Origin of the sequence: Herbaspirillum sp. C7C2 (genome assembly GCF_022627865.1) — a bacterium.
Taxonomy (GTDB): domain Bacteria; phylum Pseudomonadota; class Gammaproteobacteria; order Burkholderiales; family Burkholderiaceae_D; genus Herbaspirillum; species Herbaspirillum frisingense.
The window spans coordinates 743,549-763,364 of sequence record NZ_JABXGI010000001.1; the positions used below are offsets into that span (position 1 = coordinate 743,549).

General features: G+C 65.2%; 17 protein-coding genes. 11 read left to right on the top strand and 6 right to left on the bottom strand.

Annotation, left to right across the window (positions count from 1 at the left end; all coding sequences use genetic code 11):
- Window positions 1-78 precede the first annotated feature (78 nt).
- The 3 genes from HWE04_RS03380 to HWE04_RS03390 are packed head-to-tail and all read left to right on the top strand — an operon-like array spanning window position 79 to window position 3,251.
- A complete protein-coding gene (locus HWE04_RS03380) occupies window positions 79-483 on the top strand; it encodes a RidA family protein (RefSeq protein WP_077236571.1) in 405 nt (134 codons plus the stop codon).
- Between the two features lie 49 nt (window positions 484-532).
- A complete protein-coding gene (locus tag HWE04_RS03385; protein WP_241811490.1) occupies window positions 533-2,008 on the top strand; it encodes an aldehyde dehydrogenase family protein in 1,476 nt (491 codons plus the stop codon).
- Window positions 2,009-2,039: 31 nt separating this feature from the next.
- Window positions 2,040-3,251: a M20 aminoacylase family protein gene (locus tag HWE04_RS03390; RefSeq protein WP_241811491.1), complete on the top strand. Its 1,212-nt coding sequence runs from the start codon at window positions 2,040-2,042 to the stop codon at window positions 3,249-3,251.
- Here the strand turns inward: HWE04_RS03390 and HWE04_RS03395 are convergent.
- Together HWE04_RS03395 and HWE04_RS03400 are read right to left on the bottom strand one after the other, a co-directional pair.
- Window positions 3,238-4,368 carry a DSD1 family PLP-dependent enzyme gene (locus HWE04_RS03395; RefSeq protein WP_241811492.1) on the bottom strand — a complete coding sequence of 377 codons (1,131 nt, stop codon included), beginning with the start codon at window positions 4,366-4,368 and terminating at the stop codon, window positions 3,238-3,240. The genes HWE04_RS03390 and HWE04_RS03395 overlap by 14 nt on opposite strands.
- Window positions 4,369-4,518: 150 nt before the next feature.
- Window positions 4,519-5,415, bottom strand: coding sequence for a LysR family transcriptional regulator (locus tag HWE04_RS03400; RefSeq protein WP_241811493.1), 897 nt, complete (start codon window positions 5,413-5,415; stop codon window positions 4,519-4,521).
- A 90-nt stretch (window positions 5,416-5,505) separates the two neighbouring features.
- Here HWE04_RS03400 and HWE04_RS03405 point away from each other — a divergent pair, with 90 nt between their 5' ends.
- Entirely contained in the window at window positions 5,506-5,706 is a 201-nt protein-coding gene (locus tag HWE04_RS03405; protein ID WP_241811494.1) for a hypothetical protein, read from the top strand.
- Between the two features lie 10 nt (window positions 5,707-5,716).
- Here HWE04_RS03405 and HWE04_RS03410 read toward each other — a convergent pair whose 3' ends face one another.
- Together HWE04_RS03410 and HWE04_RS03415 are read right to left on the bottom strand one after the other, a co-directional pair.
- Complete coding sequence (locus HWE04_RS03410) at window positions 5,717-7,264, bottom strand: methyl-accepting chemotaxis protein (RefSeq protein ID WP_006463779.1); 1,548 nt, start codon at window positions 7,262-7,264, stop codon at window positions 5,717-5,719.
- Between the two features lie 452 nt (window positions 7,265-7,716).
- The gene (locus tag HWE04_RS03415) at window positions 7,717-9,993 is read right to left on the bottom strand and encodes an NADP-dependent malic enzyme (protein WP_241811495.1); all 2,277 of its coding nucleotides are present in this window, start codon (window positions 9,991-9,993) and stop codon (window positions 7,717-7,719) included.
- A 451-nt stretch (window positions 9,994-10,444) separates the two neighbouring features.
- On the opposite strand from HWE04_RS03415, the gene HWE04_RS03420 reads away from it, so the two are divergent.
- Entirely contained in the window at window positions 10,445-11,215 is a 771-nt protein-coding gene (locus HWE04_RS03420; RefSeq protein WP_039875615.1) for a DUF2076 domain-containing protein, read from the top strand.
- A gap of 123 nt (window positions 11,216-11,338) precedes the next feature.
- Here HWE04_RS03420 and HWE04_RS03425 read toward each other — a convergent pair whose 3' ends face one another.
- Entirely contained in the window at window positions 11,339-12,037 is a 699-nt protein-coding gene (locus HWE04_RS03425) for a M24 family metallopeptidase (RefSeq protein ID WP_241811496.1), read from the bottom strand.
- Between the two features lie 270 nt (window positions 12,038-12,307).
- On the opposite strand from HWE04_RS03425, the gene HWE04_RS03430 reads away from it, so the two are divergent.
- The 6 genes from HWE04_RS03430 (at window position 12,308) to HWE04_RS03455 (ending at window position 18,860) form a co-directional block, all read left to right on the top strand.
- Window positions 12,308-13,276 carry a GlxA family transcriptional regulator gene (locus HWE04_RS03430; RefSeq protein ID WP_241811497.1) on the top strand — a complete coding sequence of 323 codons (969 nt, stop codon included), beginning with the start codon at window positions 12,308-12,310 and terminating at the stop codon, window positions 13,274-13,276.
- Between the two features lie 101 nt (window positions 13,277-13,377).
- A complete protein-coding gene (locus HWE04_RS03435; RefSeq protein WP_241811498.1) occupies window positions 13,378-13,959 on the top strand; it encodes a TetR/AcrR family transcriptional regulator in 582 nt (193 codons plus the stop codon).
- Window positions 13,960-14,136: 177 nt separating this feature from the next.
- On the top strand, window positions 14,137-14,841 hold the full coding sequence (locus tag HWE04_RS03440) for an SDR family oxidoreductase (protein ID WP_241811499.1): 705 nt from the start codon (window positions 14,137-14,139) through the stop codon (window positions 14,839-14,841).
- Window positions 14,842-15,442: 601 nt separating this feature from the next.
- Complete coding sequence (locus tag HWE04_RS03445; RefSeq protein ID WP_077236707.1) at window positions 15,443-15,880, top strand: MarR family winged helix-turn-helix transcriptional regulator; 438 nt, start codon at window positions 15,443-15,445, stop codon at window positions 15,878-15,880.
- Window positions 15,881-15,969: 89 nt separating this feature from the next.
- Window positions 15,970-17,262, top strand: a complete 1,293-nt coding sequence (locus HWE04_RS03450) for an MFS transporter (protein ID WP_241811500.1) — start codon at window positions 15,970-15,972, stop codon at window positions 17,260-17,262.
- A 185-nt stretch (window positions 17,263-17,447) separates the two neighbouring features.
- Window positions 17,448-18,860 (top strand): S1C family serine protease, encoded by a 1,413-nt coding sequence (locus tag HWE04_RS03455; RefSeq protein WP_241811501.1) that lies wholly within the window; start codon window positions 17,448-17,450, stop codon window positions 18,858-18,860.
- 11 nt (window positions 18,861-18,871) lie between these two features.
- On the opposite strand, the gene HWE04_RS03460 is transcribed toward HWE04_RS03455, so the two are convergent.
- Window positions 18,872-19,801, bottom strand: coding sequence for a ketopantoate reductase family protein (locus HWE04_RS03460; RefSeq protein ID WP_241811502.1), 930 nt, complete (start codon window positions 19,799-19,801; stop codon window positions 18,872-18,874).
- Window positions 19,802-19,816 lie beyond the last annotated feature (15 nt).

Below are 19,816 nucleotides of genomic sequence, written 5' to 3' on the forward strand. Positions count from 1 at the left end.
GGAAACTGCGGTCGCATAGCGTTTTGCTTTCCGGTTTCTTATCTGTTTTCTGACTTTTCACTTCGATCAATGGACCTCATGAATCACGATACCGATCCCCACCGCTACCCGGTCACCCTCAACCCGGTCGGCCTGGCCACGCCCGGCGGCCACTACAGCCATGTCGCCAGCGGCAACGGCATGTTGTTCATCTCCGGCCAACTGCCCATCGATGCCAGCGGCCACAAGCTCACCGAGGCGTCCTTCGAAGTCCAGGCACGGCAGGTGCTGGCCAATGTCGAGACCGCCCTCACCGGTGGCGGCAGCGAGATCGGCAAGCTTCTGCAGGTGCGCATCTACCTCACCGACGTGGCGCACTGGCCCCTGTTCAACCAGATCTATGCGGCCTGGGCCGGCGCTGCCCGTCCGGCACGCGCGGTCGTACCGGTACCGGCTCTGCATTTCGGTCTGCAGATCGAGGTCGAGGCGACCGCGTTGCTGTGAACACCTGGCTTTGCGACCAGGACCGCCCCCAACCCAAGGACATCCCGACATGACCCTCCACGCCTCTGCCTCACTTCCGCTGGACCACCTGGGCCGCACCGCCCGGCTGGCGCATTTCTATATCGATGGTGCCTGGGTGCGCCCGCAGGGCAGCGAATGCGCCAGCGTCATCGCCCCGGCCACCGAAGCGGCGGTCGGCGAGATCGCGCTGGGCAATGCTGCCGATGTGGACCATGCGGTGCAGGCCGCACGACGGGCCTTCCCGGCCTGGGCCGCGACTTCGCCGGCTGAGCGCGCCGCCTTGCTGGGCCGCGTGCATGCCTTGCTGCTGGAGCGCAGCGAACTGTTCGCCCAGGCGCTCACGCTGGAAATGGGCGCGCCCATCAGCTACGCCCGCAACGCCCACGTGCCGCTGGCGGCCGAGCACCTGCGCGTGGCCCGCGACAACCTGGCCGACTACCCCTTCATCCGCCCACGCGGCACCACCGCCATCGTGCGCGAGCCCATCGGCGTATGCGCCCTGATCACGCCCTGGAACTGGCCGATCTACCAGATCACCGCCAAGGTCGGCCCGGCCCTGGCGGCCGGTTGCACGGTAGTGCTCAAGCCCAGCGAACTGTCGCCACTGTCGGCGCTGCTGTTTGCCGAGATCGTGCATGAGGCCGGGGTGCCGGCCGGGGTCTTCAACCTGGTCAATGGCACCGGCGCCGAAGTCGGCGCGGCCCTGTCCGTGCATCCCCAGGTGGACATGATTTCCATCACCGGCTCCACCCGTGCCGGCGTGCTGGTGGCGCAGGCGGCCGCGACCACCGTCAAGCGCGTGGCGCAGGAGCTGGGAGGAAAATCGCCCAACCTGGTGCTGCCGGATGCCGACCTGGAACGCGCTATCCCGCCCGGGGTGGCGGCCGCCCTGCGTAACATGGGCCAGTCCTGCAGCGCGCCCACGCGGCTGATCGTGCCCCGCGTGGCGCTGGATCGCGTGCATGCCCTGGCGCTGGCAGCGCTGGCGCAGATGAAGGTGGGCGATCCGTGGCAGGAGGCCACCACCCATGGCCCGCTGGCCAATCGCGCCCAGTTCCTGCGCGTGCAGCAGATGATCGAAGCCGGCCTGCAGGATGGCGCCCGGCTGCTGGCCGGCGGTCCCGGACGCCCGCAGGGGCTGGAGCAGGGCTACTATGCGCGGCCCACGATCTTCTCGGACGTGCATACCGACATGGTGATCGCGCAGGAGGAAATCTTTGGCCCGGTCCTGGCCATCCTGCCCTACGACAGCGTGGAAGAAGCCATCGCCATCGCCAACGACAGCGTCTATGGCTTGGGTGCCCATGTGCAGGGGACCGACAAGGACCAGGTACGCGCCGTGGCGGCCCGCATCCAGTCCGGCCAGGTCCACCTGAACTACCCGGCCTGGGACCCGCAGGCGCCCTTCGGCGGCTACAAGCAGTCCGGCAACGGCCGCGAGTACGGCGTCGAGGGCATGGAAGAGTACATGGAAGTGAAATCGATCCTGGGCTATTACGCCTGATTGCCTGCCGAACCGGAGACAGAGCCGCATCATGGAACACCCCCCCCATCAGCACGACAGCCTGCACCCGTATCTGGCCCACTGGGCCGGCCTGCGCCGCGACCTGCATGCGCATCCCGAACTGCGATTCGAGGAACATCGCACCGCCGACGTGGTGGTGCGGGAACTGGCGTCACTGGGCTATGCCGTCACCCGTGGCCTGGGTGGCACCGGCGTGGTGGCCAGCTTGCCGGGCAGCGACCAGCAGCGCGGCATCGTGCTACGCGCCGACCTGGACGCCCTGCCCATCACCGAGGCCAATGACTTCGCCCATGCTTCCTGCTCGCACGGCGTCATGCATGCCTGCGGCCACGATGGCCATACCGTCATGCTGCTGGGTGCGGCCCGCGTACTGAGGCAGATGCCGACGCTGGCGGGCAGCGTGCACTTCGTGTTCCAGCCGGGGGAGGAGGGTGGGGCGGGGGCGCGCAAGATGATCGAGGATGGCCTCTTCGAACAGTTCCCGACCGAGGCCGTGTTCGGCATGCACAACTGGCCGGGCCTGCCGGCCGGGCAGTTCGGCCTGCGCACCGGTCCCATCATGGCCGCCGGCTCGCGCCTGAAGATCACCATCACCGGCAAGGGCGCGCACGCAGCCCAGCCGCATCTCGGGCTGGACCCGATTCCGCTGGCCTGCTCCATGGTCTTGCAGTGCCAGACCATCGCCGCCCGTCACAAGGACCCGGTCGATCCGGCCGTGATCTCGGTGTGCATGTTCCATGCGGGTGATACCGACAATGTGATTCCCGACCGCGCCGAGCTGCGCGGCACCATCCGCACGCTCTCATCGACCCTGCAGCAGAAGTTGCAGGAAGACATCCGCCGCATGTGTCATGCGCTGGCCGACGCCTATGGCGCGCAGGTCGAGGTGGAATTCTTCCAGTACTACCCGGCCACCATCAATACACCGGCCGAGACCGAGTTCTGTGAACGGGTGATCCGCACCACCTTCGGTGATGCGCGCATCCACACCGGCATCCCCGCCAACATGACCTCGGAGGATTTCGGTTTCATGCTGGAGGAGCGGCCGGGGACCTATGTCCTGATCGGCAATGCGCCGCAGGACCGCAGCTCCCATTCGCTGCACCACCCGCACTACGACTTCAACGATGACATCATCGAAGAGGGCGTACGCTACTGGGTGGCGCTGGCGCAGTCCTATTTCGGCAGCGGCCTGAACGGCGCGACGCCTACCAGCCGTTGAAGCGCGGCCAGGTCGTCACGCTGCCGTCGGCGGCGATGGCCTGATAGTGCGGGTACTGCGCACCGGTGGCGCAGGCGTGATTGGGCAGGATGCGCAGGCGGGTGCCGATGGGCAGGTGCTGTGCGATCTGGCTATCCGGGCTGCCCTGGCGCGAGAGGATGCCGTGCTCCTGGTTGGCGCCGCTCATCAGGTAGCCTTGCAGCACCTGGCCATCCTCGGTGCAGACCTGGCCATAGCCGAAATCCTGGCGGCGCCCTTGGGTACCCCGGTCGCGGCTCATGGCCATCCATCCGGCATCGACAATGGCCCAGCCTTTCTCGGGCTGGTGGCCGATCACGGTGGTCAGCACGCTCAGCGCGATGTCATCGAGCGTATTGACGCCCACGTTGTACATCACCAGATCGAACATGGCATAGACCCCGGCCCGCACCTCGGTGACACCACGCAACTGTTCGGCGCGCAGGGCGGTCGGGGTGGAACCGATGCTGACCACCTCGCACGGCAGGCCGGCGGCGCGCAGGCGTTCGGCGGCGCGTACGCAGCCGGCGCGTTCCTGTTCGGCCACGGCGATGAGGGCGGCATCATTGTCATGGTCGTAGCTGGAGCCGGCGTGGGCCAACACCCCGCCCAGGCGCATGCCGCCTGCGTGCAGTATCGATCCCACGGTCAGCAGGACGGCATCGTCCGGGGCGATGCCGGAGCGATGGCCATCGACGTCGATTTCGATCCAGACTTCAAACGACGCATCGTGCTCCCGTCCGAAGGCCACGATGGCCTCGGCACAGACCACGCTGTCGGCCACGATCTTGAGATCGCAGCCCTGGCGACGCAGGGCCAGCGCCTGCTCCAGCTTGGTGGGCGCCATGCCTACCGCATAGACGATGTCGCCGATGCCGGCAGCAAAGAACTGCTCGGCCTCCTTCAGGGTGGAGACGGTGATGCCGCTCGCCCCGGCCTGCAATTGCGCCTGCACGACCTGCTGGCACTTGGTGGTCTTGACGTGGGGGCGGAAGCGCACGCCCAGCGCATCCATGCGCTGCTGCATGCGGGCGATGTTGCGCTCCATGCGGGTGATGTCGATCAAGGCGGCGGGCGTGGGCAGGGATGCCAGGCTCATGGGGAACTCCTGAAGATTGCACGTGAAGGAGTGCTGACTATAGGAGATGCACCCGGGGCTGTGCTTAATGCTCATTGAATCCAGCATTAAACGGTCGTTAATGAGCCTGCGCGTGCCTCCGAAAGACGGGCTGGCAGGGGAGACCCCGGTTCAGGCCTGCTCGAACTGCCGTATCGTCTCCAGCACGTTGGCCGTCGCCTTGTCCAGGCCGGGCAGGGCACGATGCGCCACGCCGATGTGGCGCTTGAGTACCGGGGAGAGGGGAACGATGCGGATATCCTTGTGGCGCTCCAGCTCGGCGGCCAAGGGCTGTTCCAGCGGCAGGACGGCGGCGCCGTAGCCGGCCGAGACCAGGCTCTTCATGGCTTCGTTGTAGTTGAGTTCGATACGCGCGCGCGGGTTTTCCCCGGCCTCGGCGAACCAGGCCATGGTCAGGCGGTACATCTGCGTGGTCGCGTCGTTGAAGATCATTGGCTTGTCCACCAGCCAGCCCGGCTTGATGGCAGCCGGTGATTTCCACGTGGCCGGCAGGAAGGCCATCATGCGGTCACTGCGCCAGTGCGTGATCAGGATGTCCTTGGAAGACTGGATCGGGGTCGCCACCAGGCCGATGTCGAGCGTGCCTTCCTGCAGGCGCGCCATGGTCTCGTTCGAGCCCAGGATGTTGACCTCCACATCGATGCCGGGAAAGCTGCTTTCCAGTTTGCGCAATACGCGCGGCAGCAGGTTGACCACCACCCCCGTCGACGTCCCCAGCCGTACCCGGCCCACCTTGCCTTCCACGTGTTTTCTGGTCACCTCCAGTAGATCGTCGGCGTCGCGTAACAGTCGCCTGGCCCGTTCGATCACCAGTGCGCCCAGGGCCGTGGCCTGTACCCGGCGACTGCCACGCATGAGCAGGGCACCGCCCAGGCGCGCCTCAAGATCGCTGACATGCAGGCTGATGGTGGGCTGGGCCAGGTGCAGCGCATTGGCGGCGGCCGAAAAGGTCCCCAGGTCGACGATGTTGACCAGTGTGCGCAACTGGTCCAGGCTGAGTTCTCGCATCAGGTTTCCTGATAATAGATGTCATCAAACTCAATTTTACCAATAGTCTGGATTGCCTGATCATGTGCGCATTCAACCAAGGAGAAGTCCATGTGGCCTATCGTCAGCCAGGTCCTTGCCCGCGTACTCGGGGACTACAGCAGATCACGCGGCGCCGCGGTCGTTGAGATCCGGGGCATGGAGGCCCGCGAACTCAATGACCTGGGCATCGGCGCCAGCGAAGTCGATTACGTGCTCAGGGATGGGCGCCAGGAGGCCGGCTCCCGCCTGCTTCCCGTCCATCTGCCGTAGGGATGAGGCCCTAGTCCAGCTTGAACTTGCCCACCACCGCAGCGAGGTTGCCGGCCTGGCCCTTGAGTGAATCGGCGGCGGCTGCCGCTTGTTCCACCAGGGCGGCGTTCTGCTGGGTGGTCTCGTCCATCTGCGTGATGGCCAGGTTCACTTCATTGATGCCGCCGCTCTGTTCCTGAGTGGCGGCGCTGATCTCGGCCACCACATCGGTCACGCGCCGCACGCTGGCGACCACCTCGTTCATGGTGCTGCCGGCGCGTTCCACCAGGGCGCTGCCGGCGCTGACCTTCTGCACCGAATCGTCGATCAGTTCCTTGATCTCCTTGGCTGCTCCGGCCGAACGCTGGGCCAGCGAGCGCACCTCCGAGGCCACCACCGCGAAGCCGCGGCCCTGTTCGCCGGCACGGGCTGCTTCCACCGCTGCGTTCAGGGCCAGGATGTTGGTCTGGAAGGCGATGCCGTCGATCACGCTGATGATGTCGGCGATGCGGCGCGAGCTTTCGGTGATGCCTTCCATGGTCTGCACCACCTGGCCCACCACCTCGCCGCCCTGGCTGGCGATGTCCGAGGCAGTGGCGGCCAGCTGGTTGGCCTGGCGGGCGTTGTCAGCGTTCTGGGTCACGGTGGAGGTGAGCTGCTCCATGGCCGAGGCGGTCTCCTCCAGGGAACCCGCCTGCTGCTCGGTGCGGTTGGACAGGTCCAGGTTGCCGCGGGCGATTTCGTTGGAGGCGGTGGCGATGGTGTCGGTACCCTGGCGCACCTCGTTGACGATGTCGCGCAGGCTTTCATTCATGGCGCGCAGGGCTTCCATCAGGCGACCGGTTTCATCGCGCCCGGCCGGGCGGATGCGCAGCGTCAGGTCACCGCGCGCCACGCGCTGGGCGATCTCCACCGCTTCCTTGAGTGGACGCGCCACATTGGCGGCCACCACGAAGGCCAGCAGCGAACCGATCGCCACGGTCGCCAGCAACAGCCCGCCGATCCAGCGCTGGGCGCCACGGAATACACCGGTGGCCTCTTCGTCGGCCCGGGCGCTGCCGCTGGCGTTGATCTTCACGATGGCGTCCAGATTACCGACCATGGCGCCATACAGCCGCGCCGATTCGCCCTTGAAGAGCACGCGGGTCTCGTCGTATTGCTGATTGGCCGCCATCTCCGCCAGTTGCTCATCGACCTTGATGTAGGCGGCCAGGTTCTTGCCGAACTGGGCGTACTGCTCCTTTTCCTGCGGCTCGGACATGCGTTGTTCGAAGACGGCGCGTTGCTTGGCCAGCGCCTCCAGGCGCGTCTTGATGGCCTGGTTGGCGGCGGCGCGCTCCTGCGGGGTGACGGCGGTGACCAGTTCCAGTTCGGTCAGGCGCAGCGGCGGCAGCGAACCCTGCAGCTCGCGTGCGGCATCCATGGTCGGCATCCACTTGGTGACGATCTCGCCGGAAGCGTTGTTGACCTGCTTGAGCTCCTTGATGGCGAACAGGCCCTGCAGCAGGGTCAGTGCGATCACCACGGCAAAGGACAGGGCCAGCTTCCTGGCGATGTTGAGGTTGTAGAACCAGATCATGTCTTCCTCGCGTTCGATTGCTATCGTTGTTGGTATCGGACCCAGGCGATGCGATCGAAGCGGAGCCGCCCGTTTGGCGTGCGGTCGTGCGGGCGCGAGAAGCTAGGAGCGGCGGCCGGCCCGGATGGGCGGTCGCGGCGAGCAATGAAGTGCTGGTGATGTCATGCTGTCATGCCGTCACGAAGCGTCGGCTTCCTGCCCATCCTGTCTCTCTTCTTGCCGCCGGCTTCCCTGTACTGCCGGCGTTTGCTTGTTCGATGGTCGCATGGCTGAATCGCCAATGATAGTAATCAGCGGCAAGCCTTCCATCCAATGAAATTATTCTTTCGGGCAATGCGCGATTTGATATCGATTTGCAGCCCGTTCCCGTCGGTCGCGGCATTGGCTGTCGAGGGACGAAAAAAAAGACCGGGCGAACCCGGTCTTTTCTGGCTGCTTGCTTAGGGCCTGGCTCAGGCCTTGGACTTGCCGTCCTGTGCCTTGGCCGCTGCCAGCGCGGTCATGTTGATGACGCGACGCACGGTGCTCGACGGGGTCAGCACATGCACCGGGGCGGCCGCACCCAGCAGGATGGGGCCGATGGTGGTGCCCTGGCCGCTGCTGGTCTTCAACACGTTGAAGAGGATGTTGGCCGCATCCAGGTTGGGGCAGACCAGCACGTTGGCTGCGCCGGTGAGACCGCTGTCGGCCAGGCCGACGTTGTTGCGGATCTTTTCCGACAGGGCGGCGTCGCCGTGCAGTTCACCGGCCGATTCCACTTCCGGGGCCAGCTTCCTGAAGGCTTCATGCGCCTGCGCCATCTTGCGGGCCGACGGGCGCGAGGAGCTGCCATGGTTGGAGTGCGACAGGAAGGCGACCTTGGGCGGCACGCCGAAACGCGCCACTTCCTCGGCGGCGGCCTTGGCGATGCGTGCCAGTTGCTCGGCGTCCGGGGTGTCGTTGACGTAGGTATCGGTGATGAAGAGGGTCTGGTCCGGCAGCAGCACGGCGTTCAATGCCGCGAATTCCTGGGCGCCATCCTTCAGGCCGATGACCTTTTCCACATGCGCCAGGTGGCCGTCGTAATTGCCGTCCAGGCCGCACAGCATGGCATCGGCGTCGCCGGCCTTGACCATCAGCGCGGCCAGCAGGCTGCCGCTGGCACGCACGTCGGCTTCGCTGCCGCCCTGGTATTGCGCGGCGTAGGCGGCCACGCGGGCATCGCTGGCGGGGTTGATGACTTGCACGTTCTGGCCGATCTTCAGGCGCAGGCCGGCTTTCTTGATGCCGGCTTCGATGGCGTCCGCACGGCCGACCAGGATGGGCGCGGCCAGGCCTTCGTCGGCCACGAACTGCACTGCGCGCAGGACGCGCTCGTCTTCACCGTCGGCATAGACCACGCGCTGCGCGGCCACCTTGGCGGTGTTGAAGACGGGCTGCATGAACATGCCGGTCTGGTAGATGAAGCGGGTCAGCTCTTCGCGGTAGGCGGCGTAGTCCTTGATGGGACGGGTCGCCACGCCGGACTCGGCGGCAGCCTTGGCCACGGCCGGGGCGATCTTGAGGATCAGGCGCGAATCGAAGGGGGTCGGGATCAGGTAGTCGGCACCGAACACCAGCTCCTTACCGGGATAGGCGGCGCTGACTTCGGCGCTGGTCTCGGCCTTGGCCAGGTCGGCGATCTCGCGCACGCAGGCCAGTTTCATGGCTTCGGTGATCTTGGTGGCGCCGCAGTCCAGCGCGCCACGGAAGATGTAGGGGAAGCACAGCACGTTGTTGACCTGGTTCGGATAGTCCGAACGGCCAGTGGCGATGATGCAGTCCGGGCGCACAGCCTTGGCCAGTTCGGGGCGGATTTCCGGTTCCGGGTTGGCCAGGGCCAGGATGATGGGCTTGTCGGCCATGGTCTTGACCATGTCGGCGGTCAGCACGCCCGGGGCCGAGCAGCCCAGGAAGACGTCGGCGCCATTGACCACGTCGGCCAGGGTGCGCGCTTCGGTCTTGATGGCGTAGCGTTGCTTGGAAGCGTCCAGGCCACCGGGGCGGCCTTCATAGATGACGCCCTTGCTGTCGACCATGAAGACGTTCTCGCGCTTTACACCCAGGCCGATCATCACTTCCACGCAGGCAATCGCGGCTGCACCGGCGCCGGAGACGGCGATCTTGACGCTACCGATGTCCTTGCCCACCAGTTCCAGGCCGTTCAGCAGGGCCGCCGAGGAGATGATGGCGGTGCCGTGCTGGTCATCGTGGAAGACCGGGATGTTCATGCGGGCCGACAGCTTCTGCTCGATGTAGAAGCACTCGGGGGCCTTGATGTCTTCCAGGTTGATGCCGCCCAGGGTAGGCTCCAGCGAGGCGATGATCTCGACCAGCTTGTCCGGGTCGGTCTCGGCCAGTTCGATGTCGAACACGTCCACGCCGGCAAACTTCTTGAACAGGCAACCCTTGCCTTCCATCACCGGCTTGGATGCCAGCGGACCGATGTTGCCCAGGCCCAGCACGGCGGTGCCGTTGGAGACCACGGCCACCAGGTTGCCGCGCGAGGTGTAGTCGAAGGCTTTCAGCGGATCGGCTTCGATATCCAGGCAGGGATAGGCCACGCCCGGCGAATAGGCCAGCGACAGGTCGCGCTGGTTGGACAGCGGCTTGGTGGGGCGGACTTCGATCTTGCCGCGCGACGGGGTGCGATGGTAATCGCGGGCGGCGTCACGCAGGAGTTGCTCGGCGGCGGAAATTTGTTGGGTCATGATCTTGATGAGGGATTAACGGTCTTGAGGAAGCGAGGGCCGGATGCAGGCGGCTCGCGTTCGCTGTTCTGGTTTCCTGGTCTGAATGCGGCGGGCCGATCGCGCAGGGTGCTGCGTTCTCGTCGGCTCGGATAATGGGTGCGGGAACCGGTCATCGGCTCCACGCGCCTGCCTCCGCCCGCTCCGGGCTTGTGGCCGCCGGAACGGGTGCGGGGAGGGGGATATTACCTAAAATTTCAACATTCGGGTTTTTTGTGCGTACGTCTGCTTTGAGCGAAGTCTTGTCGGCTGTCTGTTACAAGCTGTTTCCATCTCGTTGATTGTCGACACATCTCTTCGAGATGAAGGCGCGCATAATCCATTTGTCGGCGATCCCGTTCGTCCATGGGTTGAATGTGGGTCGCTGTGTCTACATTTGTCGTCATTACCGTAACGGCAGGAGCCCGCCATGATGAATCCGCAAGAAACCCAAGCCCTTCAGGATTTTCTCCAACAATTGACCCAGGTCCGGGGCATCACCAAGGATGCCCAGGCCGATGCGATGATCGCCCAGGCGGTCGCGCAGCAGCCGGACGCGGCCTATCTGCTGGTGCAGCGGGCGCTGCTGATGGAGCAGGCGCTCAATGCCAGCAAGGCCCAGGTCAGTGCGCTGCAGGCCCAGGTACAGGCGCTGCAGGCCGGTGGCGCCCGGGAACCGGGTTTTCTGGATGGCAATGCCTGGGGGCATGCACCGTCTGGCGCCCGTCCGCAGGCGGCGCCGGCACCGGCCTATCCTCCGGCTTATGCAGCGGCGCCCGCACCGGCACCGGCCTATGCGTCACCTGCGCCAGCGCCGGCCTACCAGGCAGCGCCGGCACCGGCGCCGTCTTCAGGCTTCTTCGGGGGCGGCATGGGCAGCGTGCTGGGCAGTGTCGCCGCCACGGCGGCCGGCGTGGCCGGTGGTGCTTTCCTGTACCAGGGCATCGAGCACATGTTCAATGGCAATAGCGGGGCCGGCCTGGCGCGCCAGAACGGCCTGAGCGCTCCTGTGGAAAACATCGAGAACACCACGGTCAACAATTACTACGGCAGCGATGGCGAGCGCAAATCAGACCTGGCCAGCAATGCCAGCGGTAGTGACAGCGGTAATGACAGCAGTGACTTCGGCTCCAGCAGCGATCTGGCAGACCTGAGCAACTTCGATCTGGACGACAGCGGCGGTTACGACGATTCGCTGGTATGAGCGCATGAGGTCATGAGCATTTGGCGTGATTGCCTGAGCGCCCGATTGCTTGATTGATTGATGGAAGAAGAAAAGCCAGCTCCGCGGAGCTGGCTTTCTTGTTTTCGCTCAGGCTGTGATGGCTCAAAGCGGGTAGTGTTCATCTTCCAGCAGCATGTCTTCGAAGAAGGCGCCGAAGCGATGCTGCGGATCGCGCAGGTGGATTTCCAAGATCCAGCGCAGGGTCGCCGGCGCCTGCTCGAACTCGGCCAGCGCACCGGTGTGGATGGCCGCATGCGGGAAATCGGACACGCGGTGGCCCGGCAGGTCGAAATTGAGTTCCCAGCCCATGGCGCGCGCCGTCTTGTCCGCGAAGTCGTAGAGCTGGCGCCCGCTCAGTTGCTGCCGGTCCCAGGCCTGGCGTGCCTGGTGGAAGAGTTCCTCGGCATCGCGGGCGCAACGTGCATAGTCGGCATGTTGGCCGACCGTGAAGGTCTTGCCGCCATCGCCTTCCCAGGCATCCACGCGGGGGGCGATGTCGAGGAAGAAGATATCGTTCTCCCCCAGCACCACGCCGGGCTCGGAGGCCAGTTTCATGGGCTTGATGGTATTGCGCCCGAAGCGCACGCGGGTAGGGTGCCAGCTCAGGGCCAGGCCCATCCCGGCCATCTCCTGTTTGGCCATGGCCACCGCGTCTTCTTCCACCATGCCCGGCACGACGCGCTCGGCGATGCGGGCGATGGCTTCACGGGTCTTGCGCCGCGCCAGCAGCATGCCGTCCACAGAGAAGGCGGGGCCGACGCGTTCGGCCGGCAGGGAAACGGAGGGGGTAGGGGATGACATGCAGAACTCCTGGTGGTCATGCCGGCGGTGCGGCGGGAGCGAGGATTATCGCGGTGCCACCGCAAGCCGGGATGCGCATTCGGCCTGGGCTTTCGGCCAGTCTGGAGGTGAATCCGGTCAGCACCGGGGCTGGCCGGATTCGGCTGTCGTCTGGCCGAGGGTCAATGGCGCTGCCGCAGCGGCCGGCCCATGCGCGTGCCACAATTGCGCTCTGCCGACGGCATGCGGGCAGGCCTGCATGCCGTTTTCCGACCCCTGATGCGAACCCCCATGAAGACAGTGACAGTCGTGATTTTCGATGGCGTGCAATCGCTGGATGTGTCCGGCCCGCTGGACGTGTTCTCCGAGGCCAACCGGTTTTTGCTGCCGGGTGACCGCTATCGCCTGCAGACCGTCAGCGTGGATGGCGCGGCAGTGACTTGTTCCAACGGCCTGGGCTTGATCGCCGGCCTTACCTGGCGCGACGCCGACGGCGAGGATGACCTCTTGCTGGTGGCCGGTGGCCCGACGCTGGTGGAACGTCGTTTCGATCCCGCCATCCATGCGTGGTTGCGCCAGGCCTGCGCCCGTGCCGGCAAGTTCGGCTCGATCTGCAATGGCGCGTTCATGCTGGGGCGGGCAGGGCTGCTGGATCACCGCACCGTGACCACCCACTGGAATGATGCCGCCGCGTTGGCCACGCTGTGTCCGCTGGCGCGGGTCGAGGCCGACCGTATCTATGTACAGGACGAGGACCTGTACACCTCGGCCGGCGTTACCGCCGGCATCGATCTGGCGCTCTACCTGCTGCGTCAGGATCATGGCGCCGAACTGGCCCTGAACGTAGCCAAGCGGCTGGTGGTGGTGATGCAGCGCAGCGGCGGCCAGTCGCAGTTCAGCCCATATCTCGATCACCTGGCGCCGCCCGATTCTCCCATCGCCGAGGTGCAGCGCCATGTGCTGGCCAATCTCAGGCAGCCGCTGTCGGTAGCCGAACTGGCGGCCGTGGCACGCATGAGCCTGCGCAGTTTCTCCCGCAGTTTTTCACGCGAGGCCGGCATGGCGCCGGCCGAGTTCGTGCAGCGCGCCCGCATCGATGCAGCACGCGCCCAGCTGGAGCATGGCACCGCGCCGATCAAGGCGATTGCCTACGCCTGCGGCTTTGGCGACGCCGGCCGCATGCGCAATGCCTTCGTGCGGGTGCTGGGGGTGAGTCCGCAGCGTTATCGGGAGTCCTTTGGCCAAGACCCGGGCACCTGATACGGCCGGGCTCAAGTCTGCGGTGTGGCGCGGGAGGTACAACGCAAACCGGGAATCGGCAAAAAATATGATGAACATCATATTTGTGCTATTGTGCTTCCATGAATTCCACCGCACCCAGCAAGAAGGAGCAATCCCACCAGCGCATCGTGGCCGCCGCCGCGCGGGCGATGCGTCGCAGCGGCTTCAAGGGCGTCAGCGTGGCCGAGGTCATGAAGGAGGCCGGGCTGACCCATGGTGGCTTCTACGCCCACTTTGCCTCGCGGGATGCCTTGCTGGCCGAAGCGCTCAGCCATGCCAGCCGCGATAGCGCGACGCTGATCATGAACCACGTCGGCAAGCAGGCGGGCGCCGGCGGCGAGCGCTTCCGCGCCTACGTCAATGCCTATCTGTCCGACACCCAGATCGAGGCTTGCGAAAACGGTTGCCCGGTGGCGGCGCTGTGCAGCGAGATGCGCGGCCAGGCGCCGGAGGTGATGGCGTCCTCGCGCGAGGCCATCCACAGCCTGCAGCAACTGGTGCGCGAGGTCTTGCCAGCCCATCATGACGAGCAGGCGAGCTGGGTGGTGGCCGCGACACTCAGCGGCGCGCTGCAGATGGCACGGGTGATGGGCAACACCCCGCAGGGACGCGCCTTGCTGGCATCCACCCGGGCCGAATTGCTGGCGCGCTACGCAGACTGAACAGGAAACTGAGCCAGGGCGCCCGGGATCGGGTGGCGCCCTGTTTTTTTACCCACGAATATGATGAACATCATATTTTTGTTTGGCCCGATCACAAGACGTTCGATTGCCAACCCGGATCGAGGCCGGACAGACCGGCCTCACTGACCCCACAGAACTCCATTGAAAGGAAAGATCATGAAACTCGAAAACGCTGTCGTCCTAGTGACCGGTGCCAACCGCGGCCTGGGCCTGGAATTCGCCAAACAAGCCCTGGAGCGCGGCGCCCGTCGCGTCTATGCCGGTGCGCGTGATATCGCCTCGGTCAAGCTGGCCGACGTGGAGCCGATCGAGCTCGACGTGACCAAGCCCGAGCAGGTCAAGGCCGCCGTGGAGCGCATCGGCGACCTGAGCGTGCTGATCAACAACGCCGGCATCGCCCGTGTAGGCGGCCTGCTGCACGCCGGTGCGCAGGAACAACTGCAGGATCACTTGAACACCAACCTGTTCGGCATGCTCAACCTGAGCCAGGCCTTCGCCCCCGTGCTGGCCCGCCAGGGTGGCGGCGCGCTGGTCAACGTGCTGTCGGTGATCAGCATGGTCAATTCGCCCATGCTGGCGGCCTACGGGGTTTCCAAGGCAGCGGCCTGGTCGCTGACCAATGGCCTGCGCCAGGAACTGCGTGAGCAGGGGACGCAGGTGATGGGCGTGCACGCCGGTTTTATCGATACCGACCTGACCCGCGGCTTTGACGCCCCCAAGTCGCGTCCCGAAGATGTGGTGCGCCAGACCCTGGATGCGCTGGAAGCCGGTGCGCTGGAGGTCTTCGTCGATGAGGTCAGCCGCCAGGTGCATCAGGCCCTGTCGTCCTCGGTTTACCTGCAGGACGCGCTGGCCGGTTGAGCCGGTTGAGGCGCCAGGTGGCACGCGAGGGATAGTGATTGAGTGGGAGGAGCGCGCGGGCCTGATCACATTGCTGCGCCTACATTCATGACTGATAAAGGGTGGTGCTGGGTCAATCACTCCCTTGCACATACCTCGCCAGCAATGCCCATGCGAGGGAAATTCCTTCAGCGCTTGGTGCGCCTGAGGTGGGCGATATCGGAATCCGGTCGATACCAAAGCACAAGCTTCTGACGTCCATTTTCTTCGTTGCCCCATGATCACCACATGAAAGTCCCGATAAAACCGACGTCTGTTGCGCCGCTTCGTCGTGGGTGACCTATTGCCTTTGCTGTGCACTATTCGGTCAAGCGCCAAGCCCGATTCTGCTTGGCCTCTTCCTTTGCATCACATCATAAATCTGGCTCCTCCGACTCAAGGGCAGTCCAACTGGCAGGCTACTGGAGGTGTTGATTGATTTTTTCCTCAGTGTCCTCCTGCTTGACTTGGCGTCGCGCCGTCCATATGATGCGCATACATCGATGCATATGCATAGTTATTGCGATCAGACGGCCGGCCATCCCGGTTGTCGGGTTTGTATCTACTGACGACCGGGATGCCCATGAGCAAGGATATTTGTACCTGCGCGCCCCTGCGCCGCCTCACGCGCAGGATCACCATCATCTATGACCACCACCTGCAGGACAGCGACCTGAGCATCACCCAGTATTCGCTGATCAGCCGCATCGGCCGCAAGGGCCCGATCGCCAATATCACCCTGGCGCAGGACATGGGCATGGACCGCAGCACCCTCAGTCGCGCCCTCAAGCCGCTGATGGCGGCCGGCTGGGTCGAGACCGTGGACCTGCCGGAGGAAGCCTTGCTGGACAAGCGTTCCTTCGCGCTGCAACTGAGCCGCGCTGGCCAGGCCAAGCTGGAAGAGGCCCGACCCCGCTGGCGCCGCGCCCAGGACGAGATCGACCGCCGCCTCGGCCCCAAGCTGGCGCGCGAATTCAACGACCTCATCGAAGACGCCTATATACGCCTGCAGGACGCCTGAGCGCGTTCGGCTTCGTTTTTGCCTTTGCTGCAACCACAACCACAATCACAACCTCAACCCTTACGCGACTCTTTCTCCACAGGACCGCAATGAACAAGCTCACACAATCACTCGCCAACGCCGTCACGCCACGCTTTCACTACGCCTGGGTGGTGGTGGGCGTGATCTTCCTGGTCCTGTTGTGCTCGGCCGGTATCCGTGCCACGCCTTCGGTGATGATCCTGCCGCTGGAGCAGGAGTTCGGCTGGAACCGCTCCACCATCTCGGTGGTGATCTCGGTCAACATCGCACTCTACGGCCTGATCGGTCCGTTCTCGGCTGCCGCCATGCAGCGCTTCGGCATCCGCCGGGTGGTGCTGGCGGCGCTGGTGCTGCTGGCCACCGGCACGGCACTGTCGACCCTGATGCACATGCCCTGGCACATGCTGCTGTCCTGGGGCCTGCTGGTGGGCGCCGGTACCGGCGTGGCCGCCAATACCCTGGGTGCCACCATCGTCAGCCGCTGGTTCGAGACCCGGCGCGGGCTGGCCATGGGCCTGCTGACCGCCAGTGCGGCGACCGGACAGATGGTGTTCCTGCCATTGATGGCATCGATGGTCGGCAGCTATGGCTGGCGTTCGGTGGCCTTCCTGGTGTCGGCGGTGGCGCTGCTGGCCATCCCGCTGGTGTGGTTGCTGCTGCCGGAGAGCCCGGCGGCCATCGGCCAGAAGATGGTCGGCCAGGTCGAGGACATCAAGGACGAGGGCCTGTCCCGCCGCAATCCCCTGGCCATCGCCCTGGACGCCTTGCGCACCTCGGTACGCATGCCGGACTTCTGGCTGCTGTTCATGAGCTTCTTCGTTTGCGGCCTGTCCACCAATGGCTATATCGGTACGCAGTTCATCGCCATGTGCAATGACTACGGCATCAACGAAGTCAGTGGCGCCTCCATCCTGGCCGCCATGGGCATGCTGGACCTGGTCGGCACCACGCTCTCGGGCTGGCTGTCGGACCGCTACAATCCGCGCGTGCTGCTGTTCTGGTACTACGGGCTGCGTGGCCTGGCGCTGATCTTCCTGCCCTATGCCTTCGGCCTGCAGTATTACGGCCTGACCATCTTCGCCATCTTCTATGGCCTGGACTGGATCGCCACCGTGCCGCCCACCGTGCGCCTGGCCAATGACGTCTTCGGCCGCCTGGCTGCTCCCATCGTCTTCGGCTGGATCGTCGCCGGCCACCAGCTGGGTGCCGCGACCGCCACCACGGTTGCCGGCTATATGCGGGCCACGCTGGGCAACTACACCCTGTCGTCCATCATGATGGGTGTGGCCTGTCTGATCGGTGCGGTGCTGGTACTGCGTATCAAGGGCAAGCAGAGTCAGCCGACGCCGGTTCCGGCCTGATTCTCCCCCCGGGTTTGTGCGAAAAGTCATCCTTCTTCTGGAAGGATGACTTTTCTTGCTTGTTAGGTATTTGTGGCAATCGTGCAAGGGCATATGGCGTGCGAGAATGCCGCACGCCCGCAGCGCCGGCCTGACCGGGTGTGCCGATCTCCGGCAACGCTTGCGCCGGTCCAATCACCTGCCCGATGATGAACAAGAACCGCAACCTCACCCTGCCAAGGATGTTGACCGCGCTGGCGGTCATGCTCGGTCTGAACCTGCCGGCCTACGCCGGTCCGGCGGCCCTGCCATCGATAGCGGACAAGACACCGCTGCGCATGCCGGCCGAAGCCCAGGCCCGGCCGGCCTTCCTGGCCCGCGCGTTGCGCCATTTCGAGCAGGGCCCGCAGGTCATCGGCGAGCTGCAGCAGGGGCTGTTCTGCTCGCGCAAGAACGACATCGTCTGGAATCCGAAAAGCGCCGATGTGCTGCTGCCGACCGATGCCCTGTCTGCGCGCTTTCGCCAGGAGCTGCTGGCCCACGGTTATCCGGTGCCGGCAGCGCGGCCGGAGATCCTCTTCCCCGAGCGGCCGGAAGACATCGCGCAAGGCGACGCGAAGCGCGCCGGCGAAACCAGTCTCCAGGTCGGCGTGGTGATCACCCAGTTGCAGACCAATCTCTGCATGAAGGGCGGCAATGCCTGGACCGGCGAGGCCTACATCAGGCTCGACTGGCAGTTGTTCGCGCCGGAGCAGCGCAAGGTGATCTATCGCGGCAGCAGCGAAGGGGTGTTCCGTTCGGGCAGCACCGGCTTCGAGGGCGCATCGCCCCAGATTCCGGTGGAAGCCTTCGCCGTGGCGCTGCGCAATCTGCTGGCCGACCCGGCCTTCGCACTGGCAGTGCAGACACCCTACGAGCGCGCTGCCGCTGCGTTGCCACCGCCCAGAACCGAGCATCAGCCGCCGGCCAGGGCTGTGGAGATCGACAACCGCTTACCCGACCGCCAGGGGGCGGAGATGTCCAAGGTCATCGGCGAATTGCGCACGGCGGTGGTCACGGTCTTCAGCGAGCGCAGCTCGGGTACCGGTTTCTATATCGGCAGTTCCGGCTGGCTGCTGACCAACCATCACGTCATCGGCGATGCGCGGGTGGTGCGCGTGCGCCTGCCCGCCGGACGCGAGCTGATGGCCGAGGTGGTGCGCTCCGACGTGGCGCGGGATGTGGCCCTGCTCAAGACCGCACCACCCGGCGTGCGCCCGCTGCCGCTGCGCATGAGCGAGCCGGGCATCGGCGAGGATGTCTATGCCCTGGGCTCGCCGCTGGGCGATGCCTTCAATACCACGTTGACGCGCGGCATTCTCAGTGGGGTGCGCACGGTGCGCGATCTGGAATTCCTGCAGAGTGACGTGGCCATCCTGCCCGGCAGCAGCGGCGGTCCGTTGCTGGACAAGTCAGGCCAGGTGATCGGCATCACCGTGGCCGGGCTGGGGGCCAAGGGGCTGGCCGGGATGAATTTCTTCATTCCGGTCGGCAGTGCGCTGCAGCGCCTGAATCTGCAGTTGCAGGACCGGCCATCCTCCCAGACGCCGCAATCTTCCCCCTCCCGTAGCAGCCCCTAGCGGACTGCAGCTCAATTGGCGGCTTGCCGCAGTTCATAGACCTGCAGGTGGCAATAGGCCGCCCGTAGCAAGGGCAGCTCGATGCCGAGCTGCCGGGCCCGGGTCAGCATGTCGCCAATGATGGCGTCGGCTTCCAGCCGCGCCATGCCGGCGGCGATGTCGCGCGCCATCGAGGCTTCCCAGGTGGAAGCGGGTGACAGCAGCAGCTTGTGCATCTGGTCCAGCGCTACCTGCGGCAGGGGATAGCCGCTGCCGGCGGCCACCGAGGTGGTCTCCGCGATGGCCTGGCGCACCAGTGACTCACCCCCGGCCGTCGCCAGGATCTGGCCGATGTTGCCGCGCATCAGGCAGGTCACGGCGGCGCCGGCCGCGATCATGGCCCACTTGTTCCACAGCGCCTGATCGATGTTGTCGGAGAACTGTCGCAGACCTGGCGTGCGTGCGATGGCGGCGTGGAACGCCCTGGCGATGCTCTCGCTGCTGCTGGCGCGGGCGCCTACGCTCAGGCTGTCGTTGCTGCCCTGGTGCTGGATATGGCCGTTCTTGTCCAGCGTGGTCGCGATATAGGACACCCCACCGAGGATGCGATCCCGACCGAACGTGGCGTCCAGGCTGTCGTAGGTGGACAGGCCATTGAGAATGGGCAGGATGACCGTGTTCTGCCCCGTCAGTGGCTTCAAGGTCTCGATGGCACCGTCCAGGTCGTAGCTTTTGCAGGCCAGCAGAATGAGGTCGAACTCCGCCGCGATGGCGGTACCGGAGACCAGCGTCTTGACCGGGCCGGCGAAGTTGCCCAGCGCGCTGTCGATGACCAGTCCCTCCTGTTGCAATTGCCGGGCACGCCGCTCACGCACCAGGAAACTGACGTCCTGGCCCGCTTCAATCAGACGTGCACCGTAATATCCTCCCATGGCGCCAGCGCCGAGAACCAGTATCTTCATGTTCATTGATCCGTT